General features: G+C 59.2%; 18 protein-coding genes and 5 pseudogenes. 19 read left to right on the plus strand and 4 right to left on the minus strand.

The genetic code is table 11. The features are described 5' to 3' along the window. The first annotated feature begins 87 nt into the window (after window positions 1–87). The 5 genes and pseudogenes from andAc (at window position 88) to NCT04_RS22110 (ending at window position 4,013) form a co-directional block, all read left to right on the plus strand. Window positions 88–1,355 (plus strand): annotated as a pseudogene (gene andAc, locus NCT04_RS22090) (anthranilate 1,2-dioxygenase large subunit AndAc). 15 nt (window positions 1,356–1,370) lie between these two features. Further along, on the plus strand, window positions 1,371–1,844 hold the full coding sequence (gene andAd / locus NCT04_RS22095) for an anthranilate 1,2-dioxygenase small subunit AndAd (protein ID WP_250467734.1): 474 nt from the start codon (window positions 1,371–1,373) through the stop codon (window positions 1,842–1,844). A gap of 10 nt (window positions 1,845–1,854) precedes the next feature. Then, window positions 1,855–2,178 (plus strand): anthranilate 1,2-dioxygenase ferredoxin subunit AndAb, encoded by a 324-nt coding sequence (gene andAb / locus NCT04_RS22100; RefSeq protein ID WP_250467735.1) that lies wholly within the window; start codon window positions 1,855–1,857, stop codon window positions 2,176–2,178. Continuing rightward, window positions 2,168–3,385, plus strand: coding sequence for an anthranilate 1,2-dioxygenase system ferredoxin--NAD(+) reductase (gene andAa / locus NCT04_RS22105; RefSeq protein WP_250467736.1), 1,218 nt, complete (start codon window positions 2,168–2,170; stop codon window positions 3,383–3,385). Before andAb ends, andAa begins: the two co-directional genes overlap by 11 nt. After that, window positions 3,382–4,013, plus strand: a pseudogene (locus NCT04_RS22110) (enolase C-terminal domain-like protein). Before andAa ends, NCT04_RS22110 begins: the two are co-directional and overlap by 4 nt. Window positions 4,014–4,136: 123 nt before the next feature. Here NCT04_RS22110 and NCT04_RS22115 read toward each other — a convergent pair. After that, window positions 4,137–4,490 carry a cupin domain-containing protein gene (locus tag NCT04_RS22115; RefSeq protein WP_250467737.1) on the minus strand — a complete coding sequence of 118 codons (354 nt, stop codon included), beginning with the start codon at window positions 4,488–4,490 and terminating at the stop codon, window positions 4,137–4,139. A 51-nt stretch (window positions 4,491–4,541) separates the two neighbouring features. After that, window positions 4,542–5,441: an SMP-30/gluconolactonase/LRE family protein gene (locus NCT04_RS22120; RefSeq protein ID WP_250467738.1), complete on the minus strand. Its 900-nt coding sequence runs from the start codon at window positions 5,439–5,441 to the stop codon at window positions 4,542–4,544. A 338-nt stretch (window positions 5,442–5,779) separates the two neighbouring features. On the opposite strand from NCT04_RS22120, the gene NCT04_RS22125 reads away from it, so the two are divergent. The 14 genes and pseudogenes from NCT04_RS22125 (at window position 5,780) to NCT04_RS22190 (ending at window position 17,687) form a co-directional block, all read left to right on the plus strand. Continuing rightward, a complete protein-coding gene (locus NCT04_RS22125) occupies window positions 5,780–6,601 on the plus strand; it encodes a transporter substrate-binding domain-containing protein (RefSeq protein ID WP_250467739.1) in 822 nt (273 codons plus the stop codon). A gap of 40 nt (window positions 6,602–6,641) precedes the next feature. Next, on the plus strand, window positions 6,642–7,304 hold the full coding sequence (locus NCT04_RS22130; protein ID WP_250467740.1) for an amino acid ABC transporter permease: 663 nt from the start codon (window positions 6,642–6,644) through the stop codon (window positions 7,302–7,304). 2 nt (window positions 7,305–7,306) lie between these two features. Continuing rightward, window positions 7,307–7,963 (plus strand): amino acid ABC transporter permease, encoded by a 657-nt coding sequence (locus NCT04_RS22135; RefSeq protein ID WP_250467741.1) that lies wholly within the window; start codon window positions 7,307–7,309, stop codon window positions 7,961–7,963. Beyond that, window positions 7,960–8,688 carry an amino acid ABC transporter ATP-binding protein gene (locus NCT04_RS22140; RefSeq protein ID WP_250467742.1) on the plus strand — a complete coding sequence of 243 codons (729 nt, stop codon included), beginning with the start codon at window positions 7,960–7,962 and terminating at the stop codon, window positions 8,686–8,688. Before NCT04_RS22135 ends, NCT04_RS22140 begins: the two co-directional genes overlap by 4 nt. Window positions 8,689–8,724: 36 nt before the next feature. Continuing rightward, entirely contained in the window at window positions 8,725–9,486 is a 762-nt protein-coding gene (locus NCT04_RS22145; protein ID WP_250467743.1) for an SDR family NAD(P)-dependent oxidoreductase, read from the plus strand. A gap of 118 nt (window positions 9,487–9,604) precedes the next feature. Continuing rightward, window positions 9,605–10,756, plus strand: a complete 1,152-nt coding sequence (locus NCT04_RS22150; protein WP_250467744.1) for a porin — start codon at window positions 9,605–9,607, stop codon at window positions 10,754–10,756. A 105-nt stretch (window positions 10,757–10,861) separates the two neighbouring features. Further along, complete coding sequence (locus NCT04_RS22155) at window positions 10,862–11,359, plus strand: flavin reductase family protein (RefSeq protein WP_250467745.1); 498 nt, start codon at window positions 10,862–10,864, stop codon at window positions 11,357–11,359. Window positions 11,360–11,431: 72 nt separating this feature from the next. Continuing rightward, a complete protein-coding gene (locus tag NCT04_RS22160) occupies window positions 11,432–12,526 on the plus strand; it encodes an LLM class flavin-dependent oxidoreductase (RefSeq protein WP_250467746.1) in 1,095 nt (364 codons plus the stop codon). 26 nt (window positions 12,527–12,552) lie between these two features. Continuing rightward, window positions 12,553–13,317 carry an SDR family NAD(P)-dependent oxidoreductase gene (locus NCT04_RS22165; RefSeq protein WP_250467747.1) on the plus strand — a complete coding sequence of 255 codons (765 nt, stop codon included), beginning with the start codon at window positions 12,553–12,555 and terminating at the stop codon, window positions 13,315–13,317. A 31-nt stretch (window positions 13,318–13,348) separates the two neighbouring features. After that, on the plus strand, window positions 13,349–13,771 hold the full coding sequence (locus NCT04_RS22170) for a RidA family protein (RefSeq protein ID WP_250467748.1): 423 nt from the start codon (window positions 13,349–13,351) through the stop codon (window positions 13,769–13,771). A 72-nt stretch (window positions 13,772–13,843) separates the two neighbouring features. After that, a pseudogene (ltnD, locus tag NCT04_RS22175) lies at window positions 13,844–14,733 on the plus strand (L-threonate dehydrogenase). Window positions 14,734–14,780: 47 nt separating this feature from the next. Further along, window positions 14,781–15,530, plus strand: coding sequence for a GntR family transcriptional regulator (locus NCT04_RS22180; protein ID WP_250467749.1), 750 nt, complete (start codon window positions 14,781–14,783; stop codon window positions 15,528–15,530). Between the two features lie 699 nt (window positions 15,531–16,229). Then, on the plus strand, window positions 16,230–17,162 hold the full coding sequence (locus NCT04_RS22185) for a mechanosensitive ion channel family protein (RefSeq protein ID WP_502800691.1): 933 nt from the start codon (window positions 16,230–16,232) through the stop codon (window positions 17,160–17,162). Window positions 17,163–17,405: 243 nt separating this feature from the next. Beyond that, window positions 17,406–17,687 carry a transposase gene (locus tag NCT04_RS22190; RefSeq protein WP_250467750.1) on the plus strand — a complete coding sequence of 94 codons (282 nt, stop codon included), beginning with the start codon at window positions 17,406–17,408 and terminating at the stop codon, window positions 17,685–17,687. Window positions 17,688–17,848: 161 nt separating this feature from the next. Here NCT04_RS22190 and NCT04_RS22195 read toward each other — a convergent pair. Further along, window positions 17,849–18,247 (minus strand): annotated as a pseudogene (locus NCT04_RS22195) (transposase); the annotation flags it as partial. A gap of 177 nt (window positions 18,248–18,424) precedes the next feature. After that, window positions 18,425–18,697, minus strand: a pseudogene (locus tag NCT04_RS22200) (IS3 family transposase); the annotation flags it as partial. Window positions 18,698–18,774 lie beyond the last annotated feature (77 nt).

Here is an 18,774-nt window from a genome sequence, read left to right on the forward strand (position 1 = left end):
TCACGCAATGCCTTCTGGCATGTCTTCCCGAGAGACATGCTTTGACGAATCATCAGGATACCTATTCTTAAAGCAGGAGAAGCGCCCGTGGAAACGGTTGAACTACACTACCGTCCGAAAGACGCGAATGATGCCGACGTTCGTTTTCCCCATGACGACGGCTCGCGCGTGCCCTATAAAGTCTTCAGTTCGCAGGCCGTGTACGACCGCGAGCAGGAGCGTATCTATCGCGGCCCGACCTGGAATTTCGTCGCGCTCGAAGCGGAAGTCCCGAACGCGGGCGACTACAAGAGCACCTTCGTGGGCGATACGCCCGTGGTGGTCACGCGACTGGAAGACGGCGGCCTCGCGGCCTGGGTGAACCGCTGCGCGCATCGAGGCGCGTCGGTGTGCCGCAAGTCGCGCGGCAATGCGACATCGCATACGTGCGTGTATCACCAGTGGAGCTTCGACAACAGCGGCAACCTGCTCGGCGTGCCGTTCCGGCGCGGCCAGAAGGGCATGACCGGCATGCCCGCCGATTTCAATCCGAAGAACCACGGCCTGCGCCAGTTGCGCGTGGATAGCTACAAAGGTCTGGTATTCGCCAGCTTCAGCGACGAAGTCGCGCCGCTGCCCGACTATCTCGGGCGGAAATGCGCCCGTGGATCGATCGCATTTTTCACAAGCCGATCGAATATCTCGGCTGCACGCGCCAGTTCTCGAAGTCGAACTGGAAGCTGTATTTCGAGAACGTGAAGGACCCGTACCACGCGAGCATGCTGCATCTGTTCCATACGACGTTCAATATCTTTCGCGTCGGCATGAAGGCGCGTTCGATTCCCGACGCCACGCACGGGCTGCACAGCATCATCACCGTGACGAAGACGGGCGAAGATACCTCGTCGGCGTACAAGCAGCAGAACATCCGCTCGTTCGATGAAGGTTTCGCGCTCGAAGACGATTCGATTCTCGGCCTCGTCTCCGAATACGAAGAAGACACGACGAACCATATTCAGCCGATCTTCCCGCAACTCGTCATCCAGCAGATTCACAACACGCTCGTCGCGCGCCAGCTTCTGCCGAAGGGGCCAAACAGCTTCGAACTGATTTTCCACTTCTTCGGCTACACGGACGACACGCCCGAGTTGCGCGAGCTTCGCATCAAGCAGGCGAATCTGGTGGGACCGGCCGGCTATATCTCGATGGAAGACACCGAGGCGACCGAGCTCGTCCAGCGCGGCACCGTGCGCGATGCGGGTGCGACCTCGGTGATCGAAATGTCGCGCGGCAATCCGGACCAGCAGGACACCGTCATCACCGAGAGCCTGATCCGCAAGTTCTGGGTGGGCTATCAGAAGCTGATGGGCTATTGAATCGAGGCCGGCACCATGGAACGAATGACATTGTGGTTTGAACTGCACATGTTGCAGGATCAGTACATCAACACGCTCGATAACGACAAGCTCGAAGCGTGGCCCGCGCTCTTCACGGAAGACTGCATCTACGAGATCGTGCCCAAGGAAAACGCCGACATGGGGTTGCCCATCGGCATCATCTATTGCACGAACCAGAAGATGCTGCGCGATCGCGTCGTATCGCTGCGTCACGCGAATATCTACGAAGAACACAGCTACCGTCACATGACATCCGGCCTGACCGTGATCGATGAAAAAGATGGCGTGATCGAAACGGAAAGCAATTACGTGGTGATCCAGACGCGCACGAACGGCGAGTCGAACGCGTATCAGGCGGGCAAGTATTTCGACCGCGTGGTGCGCACGCCGGACGGTCTGCGTTATCGGTCCAAGCGCGTGATCTACGATACCTCGCGCGTGCAGACCTTGCTCGCGACGCCGATCTGAGGAGACACAAATGGATCAATTGACGAACGAATGGCTGGTCATCGGCACGCTTGGAGACTTCACCGAAGGCGAGCCGTCGGCGGTGGTCGCGGGCGACAAACCCGTCGCCGTGTTCCGCATGGGCGATGAAGTCTTCGCGCTGCACGATCTTTGCACGCACGGCCACGCGCGTCTGTCGGAAGGCTTCGTCGAGAACGGTTGCGTGGAATGTCCCCTGCACCAAGGGCTTTTCGATATCCGCACCGGCGCGCCGCAATGTGCGCCAGTGACGGAAGCGGTGCGCAGTTATCCGATTCGCATCGTGGACGGGAAGGTCGAAATCCATGTCGAGTGAGTCGTATGTGATTGCCGGTGCGGGGCATGCTGCGCGTCGCGCTGCCGAAACGTTGCGTGAGCGGGATGCTCAAGCGCATATCGTCATGATCGGCGACGAGGACGCGTTGCCTTACGACCGGCCCGAACTCTCGAAAGGCGCGCTGCTGTCGGAAAAGGGCGAGCAGCGCGCGTTCATACAAGACGCCGCGTGGTATGCCGCCCAGCGTGTCGAGTTGCGGCTCGGTCAGCGGGTCGAATCGATCGATCGCGCATCGTCGTGTGTGATGGTGAGCGATGGAACGCGCATCGATTACAAGCGGCTACTGCTTGCGACCGGCTCGCGCGTGCGCCGTTTCCCCGGCCAGCTCGATGACGGCGTGACACTGCATTACGTACGCACCGTCGCGGATGCCCGCTTGCTGCGTGCCGCGCTCGCTCGGGGCAAGCGTGTGGTGGTTCTGGGCGGTGGGTTCATCGGGCTGGAGGTTGCTGCGTCGGCGGTTTATGCGGGTTGTCAGGTGACGCTGATCGAGTCAGCGCCACGGCTTCTCATGCGGTCGATGCCGCGCGAAGTCGCGGAGTTCATCGTCGCCTTGCATCGCGTGAAGGGAGTCGATGTGCGCATGAACACGAAACCGCTTGCGGTTCGTCGTGGTATTGACGGCGCAGTGGTCGAAACGGATCACGGCTCGATAGAAGCGGATGTCGTCGTGGCAGGAATAGGTGTGGTGCCAAATGTCGAGCTTGCCGAAGCAGCGGGCCTCGATGTGAATGGAGGCATCGTCGTCGATGAACAATGCAGGACCGTTGATCCGGCGATCTTCGCGGCCGGTGAAGTCACGTCGCATTTGAATCCCTTGCTGAAGCGGCATGTGCGTGTCGAGTCGTGGCAAGTGGCGCAGAATCAGCCCGCCATCGCGGCCGCGAACATGCTCGGCGCGAGCGAGCGTTATGCGGAAACACCGTGGCTCTGGTCGGATCAGTACGAATGCAATCTGCAGACGCTCGGGCTTGTCAATGCCGCACATGCGCTGATTACAAGGGGCGATCCGTCGAGCGGGTCGTTCTGCGTGCTGAGCCTGAATGAGGCGCGTCAGCTCGAGGCCGTGGCTGGCGTCAACGCGGGCCGGGACATCGGCGTGTGCAAGCGACTTATCGCAGCCGGCAATCCGCTAGATCCTGAGACGCTACGCAATACAGCCATACCCTTGCGAGGTTTGCTATGACTCACGCAACGATCGAGCGTAATGAAACCTTCCTGGTCGATCTGCCGACCATCCGCCCTCGCAAGCTTTCGGTTGCGACCATGCACGGCCAGACGCTGATGCTCGTGAAAGTGTTTTGCAGCGACGGCGTCATTGGAACGGCGAGGGCACGACCATCGCGGGGATGGCGTACGGCCCCAAAAGCCTGAGCCCACGAAGCTCGCGATCGATGCCTATCTAGCACCCGCCGCGATCGGCCGTGATGCCGCGCGTGTTATCAGGACAAGATGGCGTTCGCGGGCGCGGATGTGTTCGCAATCAAGATCGAACAAAGCGGCGGCCTGTTCGCGGCGCAACGCGTGGCGGCCATTGCGGATGCTGCGGGCATCGAACTGTACGGCGGCACGATGCCGGAAGGCGCAAGTCAGCACGGTGGCGTCAGCGCATCTCTTTGCGAGCTTCGCGAATCTGCAATGGGGCACCGAGCTGTTCGGGCCGTTGCTCATCACCGAAGAAATCCCTACGCAGAAATCCTCACGCAGCCGCTCGATACCGCGATTTCGAACTGATGGTGTCGAACGGTCCGGGTCTCGGCATCGAACTGGACGAAGACAAGGTGCTGCACTCCCTGTCGGGCCCATCGTGCTAATTGAAAGGGCAGTAAATTTAGAGTCCCTTCAATAGGCGTATTCTAACCGATGCACTTTTTAGGCAAAGTTACAGGGCGTTGCTTCGTTCATATTCGCCGCCGGCTACGAGCGCCGAAGCACTATCACTCGCATACCACGAAAATCTTTCGCACCGTCTTGATCGTCTTCCAGACGCCTGTGAACCCTGGCTTCAGCAGAAAGCTTTGCCCGGCGCCGTAGCGCACGGGTTCGCCACCGTCTTCGGTCACTTCGACGAGACCGGACAAGATGTGGCAAAACTCGAATGTATCGCCCTTTATCGCACGCGTTTCGCCGGGTGTGGCCTCCCAAATTCCTGTGTGGATCGTTCCTTCGGATGTCTGATCGAGAATCCACGTCTTAGCCGACGGATTCCCCGAGAGAATACGTTCAGGCGCTGGCGCACCGTGTTCCGCTTCGAAGCTGGGATGCGTGTTAAGTGTGACGAGAGACGACATGAGCTTGTTTTCCGGTTGAGTTTCGATGAAGTGATGCGAGTGCGCTAGCCCTTAATTCGCGCCTGCGGCGCGCACGCACAGCGGCAGCGTGTACACCGACGTCGTCGCGGTAATGAACAGCCGGTTGCGGGCCGCGCCGCCGAAGGTAAGATTCGAAACCACTTCGGGCAGCGCTATCATGCCGAGCAGCGCGCCGTCGGGCGCGTAGCAATGCACGCCGTCTTCCGCGCTCGTCCAGATGTTGCCATGCTCGTCGATTTGAAAGCCGTCGGGGACGCCGCTGCGCATCTCGATCACCACGCGCGAACTCGACAGCGCGCCGTCGCGCGCGACGTCGAATGCGCGAATGTGGCGCGGGCCGCTCTCATCGTGTGTCGCGCCTGAGTCGGCGATATAGAGCGTCGATTCATCGGGCGAAAATGCCAGGCCGTTGGGCTTGATGAAGTCGTCGGTGGCGAGATGGACGCGTCCGTCTGCGGGCGAAATGCGATAGACATTGCATCGTCTTATTTCGCTCTCAGCGCGATAGCCTTCGTAGTCGCAGTCGGGGTCGGTGAACCAGACCATGCCGCGCGAGTCCACGATCAGGTCGTTCGGGGAGTTGAAGCGCTTGCCCTCGAAACGCGAGGCCAGTTCGATCACGCGGCCGTCGTGCTCCGTCCTCGTCACACGGCGGCCACCGTGTTCGCAGGTGACGATGCGGCCTTCGCGGTCCAGTGTGTTGCCGTTGCTGAAGTTCGACGGCGCGCGGAACATGCCGGCGCCCATTCCCGGCGCCCAGCGCATCATCCGGTTGTTCGGAATATCGCTCCAGACCAGCAAATCCGCCGCCGGCAGATAAACCGGCCCCTCCGTCCACAGACAATCGCCGGTAATTTTTTGCAACAGCGCGTTCGGCTGAGTGAGCCGCCTGAAGCGCGGATCGTGCACTTCGAACTCGTGAGCCTGCATGGTTCTCCTCCCTGAATGGGCCGTCGTACGAGCGTTCGCGACATAGGGCGCGGGGCGCGCCGGACGTCAAGCCCGTATTTTTGATCAGTTGACAATTGTAGACAATCTACTTAATTTTGTCGTGCCGGCTGCTTAATCGAGGAGACAGCGATAACGGGTTGGCAGGCGGTCGCGGCATCCGGCTACGGATAACTTCACGATGACCGTTATTCGGACGTAGGCAACATGAGCCGCAAGCTTTGCAATGGGGACGGGTCGCGAACGCGGTCCGGTTGGTGGAATCGAACAATTCAGCGGATACCGCCACGGGCGGGCGCTGTTACAGGGAAAGGATTGTTATGTCGAAGTTCAATGCAGTCGTACGCCTCGCAGCGGGGATCGCCGTCGCGGCCGTGATGATGCCGAGCTATGGTTCCACGCTCGACACGGTGATTCAGTCGAAGAAGCTGCGCTGCGGCGTCATGCTCGATTCGCCGCCCGCCGGCTTCCGGACCTCGGCCAACCAGCCGGACGGCTTCGACGTGCAGTATTGTTACGACATGGCGAAGGCGCTCGGCGCCAAGCCGGAGGTAGTCGAAACGCCGTCGCAGGACCGCATTCCCGCACTGGTGTCGAACCGTATCGACGTGCTGATCGCGTCGACCACGAACACCGCGCAGCGCGGCATCTCGGTCGCGTTCAGCCAGCCGTACATCAACTACGTGACGGTCCTGCTCACGCGCAAGGGCACCGACATCCAGAACGTGGCGGGCATGAAGGGGCATCCGCTGGGTGGCGTAAACGGTACGTCCACGGAGCAGTACATCAACAGCCATATCGCAGAATGGAAGGACCCGAAGACGACCTATACGGGCTTCTCGTCGGACACGGAAGCCTATCTCGCGCTCCAGCAAAGCAAGGTCGATGCAATTCTCGTCTCGGCGTCGACGGCGAACTTGCTGGTGAAGAGCGGCAAGTTCCCCACTTTCGTCGTCGCGGGTAATGTCGATCTGAACGACATGGATTCGATCGCGGTGAAGCGCGACGACTACCAGTTCCTGCAATGGGTGAAGCTGTTTGTGTGGAACCAGGTCGCATCGGGCCGCTACAAAGAGCTGTACAACAAGTACGTCGCGCCGGGCGAGCCTGCTTCGCTCAACGTCAAGGGCGTGGATTATTAAAAGCAGTCGCGATTCACGGAACGTGCTGTAGGGAGGAGATGTGTTCGGTTATACCTTTTACTGGTCGCTCGTCTGGGACGCACTGCCGCAACTCGCGGCGGGCGTCTGGCTGACGGTGCAGATCGCCGTGTTGTCGGTGCTCTTCGGCACGTTGTTCGCGATGCCGCTCTCGGTCGCGCGACAAAATGCGAAGGGCGTCGCGAACGCGGTGTCGGCCACGTGGATCGAGACGGCGCGCAACACGCCGACGGTGTTTCAGGTCTACGTGATGTATTTCGGCGTCGGCGCCATCGGACTCAATATTTCGAGCTACGCGGCCGTGCTGATTGCGTTGACGTTCAATAACGCGGGCTATCTCGCCGAGATTTTTCGCGGTGGGCTGGCGGCGGTGCCCGCGCAGCAGCTTCGCGCGGCGCGCTCGCTCGGCATGACGCAAGTGCAGGCTTACCGCAAGGTGATCTTCCCGCAGGTGTTCCGTCACGTCATTCTCCCGTTCACGAATCAGGCCGTGTGGGCGTTGCTCAACTCGTCGCTCGGCATGCTCATCGGTCTCAAGGAACTGAGCGGCGCGGCCAATTCGGCGCAGTCTGTGTCGTTCCGCAGCTTCGAGTTTTTCATCGTGACCGCTGCGATCTATTACGTGCTCGCGAAAGGCGTGGAGTTCGGCTCGCGTCTCGTTTTCCGCCGTGCCTTGAGGGCTTGACCATGGATTTTGTCTTGCCCGATCAGGGCTTTCACTGGACCGACCTGAACTTTCTGCTGATAGGCGCGGGCCATACGCTGCTGGTCTCGATCATCTCAGGCGTGATCGGCACGTTCTTTGGCATCCTGCTCGGCTGGCTGCGGCAGGCGTTGCCGGCCGTGCGCGTGATCACGACGCCGTATGTCGATATCACGCGCAGTGTGCCGCTCATTATCCAGCTGATCCTCGCCAACAGCATCATCGCGATGTCGGGGGCGCAGTTCAGCACGTTCTGGCTGAGCATCATCGTGTTGAGTTCGTCGATGACGGTGGTCACGTCCGAGGTCGTGCGCGGTGCGCTTTCCACCGTCCCGTATGCCTACATTCGTGCCTCGCGTTCGCTCGGCATCGGCTACTTTCAGACGCTGATCCATATCTCCGCGCCGCTCGCGCTGCGCACGGGTCTTTCTGCGTGGATCGGCCTGCTCCTCGGTCTGACGCGCGACACGGCGCTGGTGAGCGTGGTGGGATACGTGGACTTCATGAAGTCGGCGCAGATTCTCATCTCGCGCACGAATGAAACACTGCCGCTGTTGCTGGGCGTGGGACTGTTCTACTTCGTCATCTGTTTCTCCGTTTCGCGCTACAGCGCGCATCTGCAAAAAGGCATCGCATCATGATTGAGATCCGTTCGGTCCATAAAAAATTCGGCGAAGTCGAGATCCTCAAAGGCATCGACCTGGATGTGAAAAAGGGCGAACTGCTGTGCCTGCTCGGACCGAGCGGCTCGGGCAAATCGACGCTGCTTCAGTGTATCAACGGACTGGAGCCGATTCAGCAAGGCACCATCACGGTGGACGGCATCGACGTGCATGCGAAAAGTACCGACGTGAACAAGCTGCGCCGCAAGCTGGGCATCGTGTTCCAGTCGTACAACGCGTTTCCGCATCTGACGGCGCTGGAAAACGTGGCGCTTGCGCTGCGGCTCGTCGCGAAGCGCAACCGAACCGATGCAACGGCGATCGCGCGCAAACATCTTTCGCACGTGGGTCTGGGCGACAAGGCCGATTTGATGCCTTCGCGTCTTTCAGGCGGTCAGCAGCAGCGTCTCGCAATTGCCCGCGCGCTCGCGATGGAACCGGAATACATGCTGTTCGACGAGGTGACGTCCGCGCTCGATCCGGAACTCGTCGGCGAAGTGCTCGACACCATGCGCCTTCTCAAGTCTGAAGGCATGACGATGGTTGTCGTCACGCACGACATCAAGTTCGCGCGGCAATCGAGCGACCGCATTGCGTTCCTGCATTCTGGGCGCGTGTGCGAAGTCGGCACGGTCTCGCAGCTCTTCGAAAATCCGCGCGACGAAAGAACCCAGCGGTTCCTCCAGCGCGAGCATCTCGCTTAACTTGCAGCACATTCGATCACGCATAAAAGGAACATCATGATTTCGTTCGACCTCAAAGACCGCGCAGCGCTCGTCACGGGCGGCGCATCGGGCATCGGCCTGGAGACGGCGCGCATGCTCGCGCGATCGGGCGCCATCGTCGCCATCAACTATCTGCCGAGCGATCCGCGCGGTCCCGAAGCGGTTCAGTCGATCATCGCGGAAGGCGGCAAAGCCATCGGCGCACCGGGCGATGTCGGCAATGCGGACAGCGTCGAATCGATGGTGACGAAGGCGGTCGCCGAACTGGGCCGTCTCGATCTGCTCGTCAACAACGCGGGCGCGCCGGGCGTGAAGAAGGCAATCCCGGTAACCGATCTCGAATCGATCACCGAAGACCTATGGTCGTTCATGTTGAATACGAACCTGCTGAGCGTGTTCCGTTGCTCGAAGGTGGCGGCGAGTGCGTTGGTCGAGTCGAAGGGCGCGATCGTCAACACGGCGTCCATCGCGGGCTTCGGATCGGTGGCGAGCACGCTGTGCTACAGCGCGGCGAAGGCGGGCGTCATCAACCTGACGAAGAACTTGTCGCGCGCGCTCGCGCCGAACGTGCGCGTGAATGCCGTTGCACCGGGCGTGGTCGACAGTTCGTGGGGCATCGGCTGGACGGAGGAGCACAAGACCGAATCGATCGAGAAGACGCCGCTCAAGCGTTGGGCTACGCCTGCCGACGTCGCGGAATCGATCCTGTATCTCGGCTTCGGCGCGCGCATGATGACCGGCCAGACGATCATCATCGACGGCGGTATCAGTCTCTGATTCGGCAGCACGGCGGACACACCCGGGTTTTTTGAGGCTCGCACGTCCACTTGAATTGTAGATTATCGGCAGTTGCCGATAAGACGGGTGGTCAAGCTCATCGACGATATAAAACAATATGAACAAGCAACACTTGAAGGGGAAGGTGGTTTTCGCATGCGCGTTGTCGGCGCTCGGCACGGCGGCGCATGCGCAAAGCAGCGTGACGCTGTTTGGCGTGATCGACAGCGGTCTGAACTACACGAACAACGCTGGTGGCCACTCTGGCTTCCAGATGGTCAGCGGCGATGCCAATGCCAGCCGCTGGGGCGTGCGCGGCAGCGAAGATCTGGGCGGTGGCCTGAAGGCGATCTTCAAGCTCGAAAACGGCTTCAACGCGTTCACCGGCACGCTGGGTCAGGGCGGGCGCGAGTTCGGCCGTCAGGCATATGTGGGTTTGAGTTCGGACAAGCTCGGCACGCTGACGCTCGGCCGTCAGTACGACGCGATGCTCGACATGTGGAGCCCGTTTGCGGCGGCGGGTTGGTCGATCGGCGATCTGTCGGCGCATCCGTTCGATAACGACAACGCCGACTGGGATTACCGCACCAACAATTCGGTGAAGTACGTGTCGCCGTCGTATCGCGGCTTGCAAGCTGAAGCGATGTACGGCTTCAGCAACGAAGCGGGCGGCTTCGAGAATAACCGCTCCTACAGCGCGGGTCTGACGTACACGATGGGCGGCTTGTCCGCGGCTGTCGCCTATGTCCGCACGGACAACCCCGGCACGACGACGGGCGGCGCGGTCGGCTACGACAACCTGTTCGTCGCGGCATCGCAGCGCAACCTCGGCGCGGCCGTGCGCTGGACCTTTGCGAACAACGCCAACATCGCGCTTGCCTACTCGCACGTGCTCGTGGAAGACCCGCTGTCGAGCGCATACGTGTCGAACCCCGGCACGCAGAACTGGCGCTCGTGGCGCTTCGACAACTTCGAGGTGAACGGCCAGTACTTCTTCACGCCCGCGTTGTCGGCGGCGGCGTCCTATACGTACACCACGTCAAGCTTCAAGACCGCCACCGGATCGAACAGCCCAGACTGGCATCAGGTCGCGCTGATGGTCGACTACGCGCTCAGCAAGCGTACCTCGGCCTACGTGCAAGGTGCGTGGCAGCATGCCAACGGCAACACCGGCACGGGCTTCGATCAGGCGCAAATCGTCGGCTCCGCAGGCGAGTCATCGTCGGGAAACCAGATGGTGTATCGCGTCGGTCTGATGCATCGCTTCTGACGCACTGCGTGTCGCAAGTGCCGCACAGACAGGCAATCTTCGTTTGACAGATTGTAGATAATCCGCAATATTGGAACCCTTCACACATTATATTTGAGTACGGCCATGACGACCCAAGACCTTTCCCAGGATTTCCGCCAATGCATGCGCCGGCTGGCGGCCAGCGTCAGCGTGATCAGTTGCGCGCATGAGGGAAGCTGGTTCGGCATGGCGGCTACGGCGGTCACGTCGCTCTCCACAGAGCCGTGCTCGATGGTCGTGTGCCTGAACGCCTCGTCGTCCGTCATCAAGCCGCTGATGGCGGCGGGGCGCTTCAACGTGAACGTGCTCAGCCAGACGCATGTGGACGTGTCGAGCGCGTTCGGCGGCAAGTTGAAGGGCGATGCCCGCTTCGGCGTGGGCGACTGGCAAAGCGACGCCTCCGGCCTCCCGTATCTCGCCGACGCACAGGCCACGCTGCAGTGCGCGGTGCGTCAGACGGTCGAGTTCGGCACGCACATCGTCGTGATCGGGGAAGTCAACGAAGTGCGCTTCGCCGACGCAGTCAGCCCGCTGATCTATCAGAACGGCGCGTATGCGAGTGCTCTCGCGCTCGGCGCCTGATCCGTTTCATCGCGCGTCCGGTCCGGCGCGCGCCGCACACATTTTGAATATTACCGTAGTAAGGAGAAGCTCATGAAGTTTGGAATTTTCAGCCTGATGACCCTGCGTGACCATCCCGACGGCACGGCCGGCGTGATGAAGGACACCAGGGAGATGGTGCAGGGCGCCGAGGAACTCGGCTTCGACATCGCGTGGTTCGCGGAGCACCACTTTTGCAATTACTCGATGTGCGCATCGCCGCTCATGATGGCCTCGTATGCAGCGGGCTGGACCAAGCGCATCAAGCTGGGCACGGGCGTGATTGTGCTGCCGCTATACAACCCCATCCGTGTCGCGCAGGAAATCGCGCTGCTGGACGTGCAGTCGGAAGGGCGCGCCGTGATCGGCGTTGGCACGGGCTATCAGCAGTTCGAGTTCGAACGCTTCCGCCTGCCGATCGAAGAGAAGGTCGAGATGTTCCTCGAATACTGGAATGCGGTCGAAAGCGTGCTGATGCACGGCGAAGTCGAAGCCGACGGCAAGTACTTTAAGGTGCCGCGCTCGACCTTCGCGGTGCGTCCGCTGCAATCGCCGATGCCGCCGGTCTACATGACGACAAGCCAAGTACCGCTGCTTGAACGCATCAAGCACACGAACGCGTCGCCTTTCCTCGCGGCCAGCACGCTCGGCTCTCCGGTGCTTTACAAAATGGTCGATCAGCTCGATCAGAACTGGGCGTCGATCGGTGTCGATCCGAAGAGCAAGCCGCTGTCGGTCATGCAATACGTGCACGTGACGGACAGCCGCACAGAAGCGCTCGACGCAGGCGAACGCGCGCGCTACTTGGGCCGCATGGCGAATCATCTGCGCTTCAACGACTTGCCGATGGACGGCAGCTTCATCGCCGACGAGCCGTTCGAGGGCGAGCAAAGCATCGAGCAATACGCAGCGAATATCCTGTGCGGCACGGTCGAGGAAGTGGCTGATCGCATGGTCACGGATATTCGCCAGCTCGATCCGACTCACTACGCCTGCAACTTCCAGTTCGGCTGCATGCCGCTCAAGCGCGCGCATCGTTCGATGGAATTGTTCGTCACCAAGGTGCTGCCGCTCGTCGAGAAGGAAGTCGGCCCGATCGAGAACATCGGTCAGGGACGTTTGAGCAAGCGCGTCGCCGTCGAGCATTGAGCGTCGGCCACAACGGGAGAAGAGCCATGAAGTTCGCACGATATCCGAGCCTCGAAGGCAGGCATGTGCTGGTGACGGGCGGTGGCGGCGGCATCGGCGCGTCGCATGTCGAGCAGTTTTATTTGCAGGGCGCGCGCGTGGCGTTCATCGAGCGCGACGCAGCGGCCGCTCATGCGCTGCTAGACAAGCTCGATCAACAGGGGCTGCACAAGCCGGTATTTCTGCAAGTCGATCTGCGCGATGTCGGCGCGGTGAAGACCACGATCGAGCAGCACATCGCGTCGCACGGCGATATCGACGTGCTCGTGAACAACGCCGCGCACGACGAACGTCACACGCTGGAAAGCGTGTCGGTCGAGTATTGGGACGAGCGTATCGCGCTGAATCTGCGCCATCTGTTCTTCTGCGCGCAAGCGGTCGTGCCCGGCATGATTCGGCGCGGCGAAGGATCGATCATCAATGTTGGCTCCTTTAGCTGGCATGTGGGACTCGGCGGCATGCCGATCTATACCGCGGCGAAAGCGGGTATCGAAGGTCTCACGCGCGGTCTCGCACGCGATCTCGGCCAGCACAATGTTCGCGTGAATACGCTCATTCCTGGCTGGATCATGACGCAGCGTCAAATCGACCTGTGGGTCGACGAAAAAGGCAAGGCAGAAATCGCCCGTCGCCAGTGCCTCAAGGATCTCGTCATGCCCGACGACGTCGCGCGCATGGCGTTGTGGCTCGCCTCCGACGACAGCCGCATGTGCAGTGCGCAGAACTTCGTCGTCGATGGCGGCTGGAGTTGAATCGAATCGAAACGCAGTAAAGGAAAATCAGATGACGCAAATTACGAAAGTGAAGTCGGGCAGCATTCTTGAAGACCGCGAAAGCTATTCGCGCGTGGTCGTGCTGGATAACTGGGTGTTCATGTCGCTGACGGCGGGTCGCGATTACAAGACGCGCAAGATGCCGGAGACGGCGGTCGGTCAGGCGGAACAGGCGTTCAAGAACGTGGAAGGCGCGCTGGCGTCGGTCGGCGCGACGCTTAAGGATGTCGTGCGTTCGCGCGTGTTCATTCCGCGCCAGTCGGATGTGCCGGATGTCATGGCGTTCATCGGCGAACGCTTTCGCGGCATCGATCCCGCAAGCTGCGTGACGTGCTCGCCGCTCGGCGGCTCAGAATATCTGTTCGAGATCGAAATAACGGCGTATAAGGGCGCGGGCGATCAGCAACAGGAACGAATCACCATTTCCCTGTAAGGCGAACATACGGCCGCGCGTCGATGGCTTGCATCGACGCGCGGCATTTGTCATTTCGATTAACCAGAACACATGTCACGTCAGATTGGAGTCATCGGTCTGGGCGCGATGGGTTTGGGGGTCGCGCGTTCGCTGCTGCGCGCGGGCTTTCGCGTGCATGCATGCGACCTGCGCCAAAGCGTGCTCGATGCGTTTGCAGCAGAGGGTGGCACGCCGTGCGCGACGCCTGCAGACCTGGGTGCGCAGTGCGACGTCATCATGACGTTCGTCGTGAACGCGGAGCAGACGGACGCGGTATTGTTTGGCGAGAACGGTGCCGTCTCCGGCATGAAGCTGGGCAGCATCGTGATCGCCAGCGCCACAGTGTCGCAGAGTTTGCCGTTGAGTTGGGCAAGCGTATCGAAGCGGCCGGTCTCATAATGCTCGATGCCCCGGTGTCTGGCGGCGCGGTGCGGGCTGCGTCGGGCGAACTGACGCTGATGACGTCGGGCTCTGCATCGGCTTATGCTGCGTGCGAGGACGTGCTCGCAGCCATCGCTGCGAAGGTGTATCGGTTGGGCGATGCATGCGGCGCGGGGTCCAAAGTCAAGATCATCAATCAGCTTCTGGCGGGCGTGCATACTGCGGCTGCCGCGGAGGCGATGGCGTTGGGCTTGCGCGAGGGCGTCGATCCGACCAGTCTTTATGAGGTGATCAAGCACAGCGCGGGCAACTCGTGGATGTTCGAGAATCGCGTGCCGCATATTCTGAGCGGTGATTTCACACCATTGTCGGCGGTAGACATCTTCGTCAAGGATCTCGGTCTCGTCTTCGATACTGCGCGACGCAGCAAGTTTCCGCTCCCGCTTTCGGCCACCGCACACCAGATGTTCATGAGCGCGTCGAGCGCAGGGCATGGTAGTGAAGAGGACTCTGCTGTTATCAAGACCTTTCCCGGTATCAGTCTGCCCGCGTCGGCATGATGCCAGGTTTTCGTTCACATTTCTGACGCAGCAGGTACTCCCCTATAATGTCGATTGTCAACATTCCAAGGGTGATGTCGGTGGCGACTAAGATGAAGCCGGACTTTGGTGGACTTACTCCGAAGTCCGCGCTAGATAGCGTGGAATACGCCGCTCAACAAATTCGCGACGCGATCGTCTCCGGTCGACTCTCACCGGGCACTCGTCTGATCGAAGCACGGTTGACGGATCAGTTGAACGTCTCGCGACATCCGGTCCGCGAAGCGCTGAAGCGCTTGAGCCGCGAAGGCTTTGTGGAAGTACGGCCGAACCGCGGAGCCATTGTCGCGGAGATCAATCCGGAAAGCATTCTCGAGGTGTACGCGTTGCGCTCGTCGTTGGGCTCGATTGCGCTCGGCGCGCTTGCGAAGAAGCCCGAGTTGCTCACCGGCGCCGTGTTGCGAAATCTCGAACGGCTCGCGCGCAACGCGCAGCGGTTTGCCAAAGAGTCTGACCAGGAAGTATCCATCAACAACCACCTCGAGTTTCAGGACGCCATCGTCAAGGCGAGCAATCTTGAGAAGACCGCGCGCTATTTCGAGGAGTTGACGGCGGAGGTTATCCGCTTCAACAATCTGCTGAAAATGTCCTACACAGACCGAGAGAAGGACGCAGAGGAACGCATCGATGCGTTGGCGAAGGCTTTGAAAGAGAAGGATTTCGTCAAGGCCGAACGAATCTGGCGTCAATCGTTCACGCTTGCCGCCGAACGATTCATCGATCGGGTAGCGTTAGACCATGGAGGACGCCCGGATTGACGTTCCGCGCACGACTGTTCCTCGGTATGGCGTAAGGGCAAATATCCGCAAATGGCGAGAAGGTGTATCCATGAGATGCGCGCCAATTTCCAGAATCGGCTCGCTGGCTATTGCCGTGATCAATGATCCACCACGCCTCAGATTATTCTCAATGATATGGATTGCAAATTAAAAGTGCGTTAAGTGTTTTTTTGCAAAGTCGGCGAACTCATCAACGATGGCATCGAGTTCGATTCGAATAATTTCGCTCAAGCTAACGAAGTGATTTCGGTTGTTGGGTGAAGGCGAGACGTCGAAGACCATATTTCGAAGGTTTTGAGTATGGACAGCCCGTTGGCAGCATTGCCTGTGCCACGCGTAGCACATTAGTAGCGAGTGGTTATCGCCGCCCGCACGACTGCATCCAACCCCTGAAGCGTGGGAGCTTTCAATCTCGGATGTGCACAGACTGTAAGTCTTAGTGATTGCCTACAGTAGTTTTTGCTTTTGGAGACTAGAGTATGAAAAAATGGCTTGACCTGTCAGTTGTGTCAAGTTTTACAACGCTTGATTTGCTGTATGCCGCGATCGCCGCGCTGGCAAGTTTTCTCCTTTTGTCCGCTATGTTGAAATTCATCGTCGGCCGGCTGGCATCGGTCGCCGCACTCACTTCCACTCACCTTGACGACATCGCAGTTGAAGTCTTAAGCTGTACGCATCGTGACGATCGCCATGGCCTCCGTCCTGATCGGAGCGGAATTTTTGGAGCTATCTGCGAAATGGGACACGCGGATCAGCCATCTCTGGTTCCTTGTCATCGGTTTCCAATTCGCGCTATGGGTGAATCACAGCGTCGCACGCTGGAGTGCCTATAGGCTCAACAAAGCAACCGTAACCTCTCACAACCCCGTCATTACCACCATGATGTCGTGGATGCTGAGAGCACTGCTGTGGTCGATGTTGTTGCTCGCTGTTCTCGCGAACATGGGCGTCGACATTACCGCCTTTGTAGCTAGCCTGGGCGTCGGTGGCGTCGCAGTGGCTTTGGCGCTGCAGAGCATCTTGAGCGATCTTTTTGCTTCACTGGCAATCGGACTTGACAAGCCTTTTGCAATCGGCGACTTCATCGTGTTCAACGACGTGGCCGGTAGCATTGAGCACATCGGTCTAAAGACCACCCGAATCCGCAGCCTGAGCGGAGAGGAGATTATCTGCAGCAACACGGAGCTTCTAAAAAGCACCATCCACAACTACAAGCGCATGTCCGAGCGCCGCATCGTATTCGGATTTCGGGTGACCTACGAATGTACACCGGACCAGCTGCGTACGATTCCTAGAATCGTTGAAGCAGCTGTTACTGCCGCAGGAGACGCCCGATTTGACCGTGCCCATTTCAAACAATTCGGCGAAAGCTCGCTCGAATACGAAGTTGTGTATTACGTGACCGATCCCAGCTACAACTTGTACATGGACATTCAGCAGTGCGTTAACCTCGAGATCATGACCGAACTCAGTAAGCGAGGCATTGCGTTTGCCCTACCAACGAGAACGTCACATGTCGCGGGTTTGAGCGACAACGTGGAGTCTGTTGGAGACGCGAAGCCGCACACCCAGACTCGTACACGAAGGTTTGAGGTGACCACAAGCGAGTAGCTTAGGCCGCTAAGCGGGGGCGCCAGCAAAGAGTAATCAAAGTTGACGTCCCTCCCAAACAACAACATCTCAATCGAACATGCCTGATGGAGTCGACGATCTAGCTTGATCGGTTATCTGCCCGTTCAGATACGTCGCATTACGAAATATTAATTCATTTATGACAAGCTGGCTGCTCCAACGGCATCGGGCACCGGAACACAGTTTAAATCCGGTCGCCATTTTGCAGCGTGGCTAGGACTCGTGCCTGGAGAATTTTCCACCGGCGGCAAACAACATCTGCTCGGAATTACGAAGCGTGGAAACCCCTATCTGCGCAGACTATTGATCCACGGCGCACGTGCTTGTGTTCTCCATCTCGACCGAACCAAAGATCACCTTGGAGTCTGGATCTCGCAGATGGAGGCGAAAGGAATCCATCGAAACAAAGTAATTGTTGCGCTTGCCAACAAACTCGCACGTATCGCGTGGACGATTCTCACACGCCAAGGAACGTTCTACTTGCGACAGCCCCAAGCGCGATGATCAGCCCACTCTCTTCAAAGTTTGCAGACGGTAATTGATGACGAAACAGTGCACTGGCGTTCGGTAAGCCCGGGACAAAAAAACGGCCTCTGAGGTCTGTCCATTTATTGGGAACCGACCGCGCATATCCCATCATGGCCTTGCTGCCAAAAGCAGCTGACTCGCGAGAGGCCGGATACATTTACGCAAACTGTCTCGCCTGAAAAACCCGCTTGCAAAACCGGAGCGGACCATACATTTTTTGAGCGGCCATACTCGACTGCTTCCTTCAGGATTTCTGCCTCCTGCGTCTTCTTGCCAAGCAGACGCTGCAGTTCCCTGATTTCCTTCATCGCTGTGGCCAACTGCGAAGCGGGTACCACGGCTTCTCCAGCCTTCACCGCAGCCAGGCTGCCTTCCTCGTATTGCTTGCGCCACGCAAACACCTGGTTTGGGTTGACCCCGTGCCGCCGGGCAACCGCTGAAACCGTTGCTCCCGGCTCCAGGGTTTCCTGCACGATGGCCACCTTCTCCTGGACCGAACGTCGACGACGGCGCTCCGGCTCGGTCAGAACTTCAATGCTTTTCACGATTTGCCTAGCTTGAAACTAGTCACAAGATTCCCTCTTATTTTAAGGGGTGTCTCGTGTCCTGAGATTCAAGGGGCTACTCCACATCTGTCGTCTCCTGCAGGCCAGTACATATTGTGGGGTGCATGCGAGGCTGAACTGACCCCCGAAAGTTGGACGGTGTGACAGCTATGCTGTTGCGAGCAGAGACCGGTATGCGACCGGGCTCACGCCTCCTAGCTTCATCTTGATACGTTTGTGATTATAGTAGTGAATGTAGTTTTTCAGTCCGGCGTGGAGTTCATCAACGTCTCGAAACTTGTTTAGGTGGAAGAATTCTGACTTTAGTGTGCCAAAGAAGCTTTCCATCGCCGCGTTGTCGAGGCAATTGCCCCGGCGCGACATGCTTTGTTTGACAGAATGCTTGTCCAAAGCCTTCCGATAGACCGGCATTCGATATTGGGCGGATTCAACCGGTCGTCGCAACACTGGATTGTTGAACAGATTTTAGGTATTCGTCCAGAGCTTCTGCAGGCGTC

Source organism: Caballeronia sp. GAFFF2 (assembly GCF_023631485.1).
Taxonomy (GTDB): domain Bacteria; phylum Pseudomonadota; class Gammaproteobacteria; order Burkholderiales; family Burkholderiaceae; genus Caballeronia.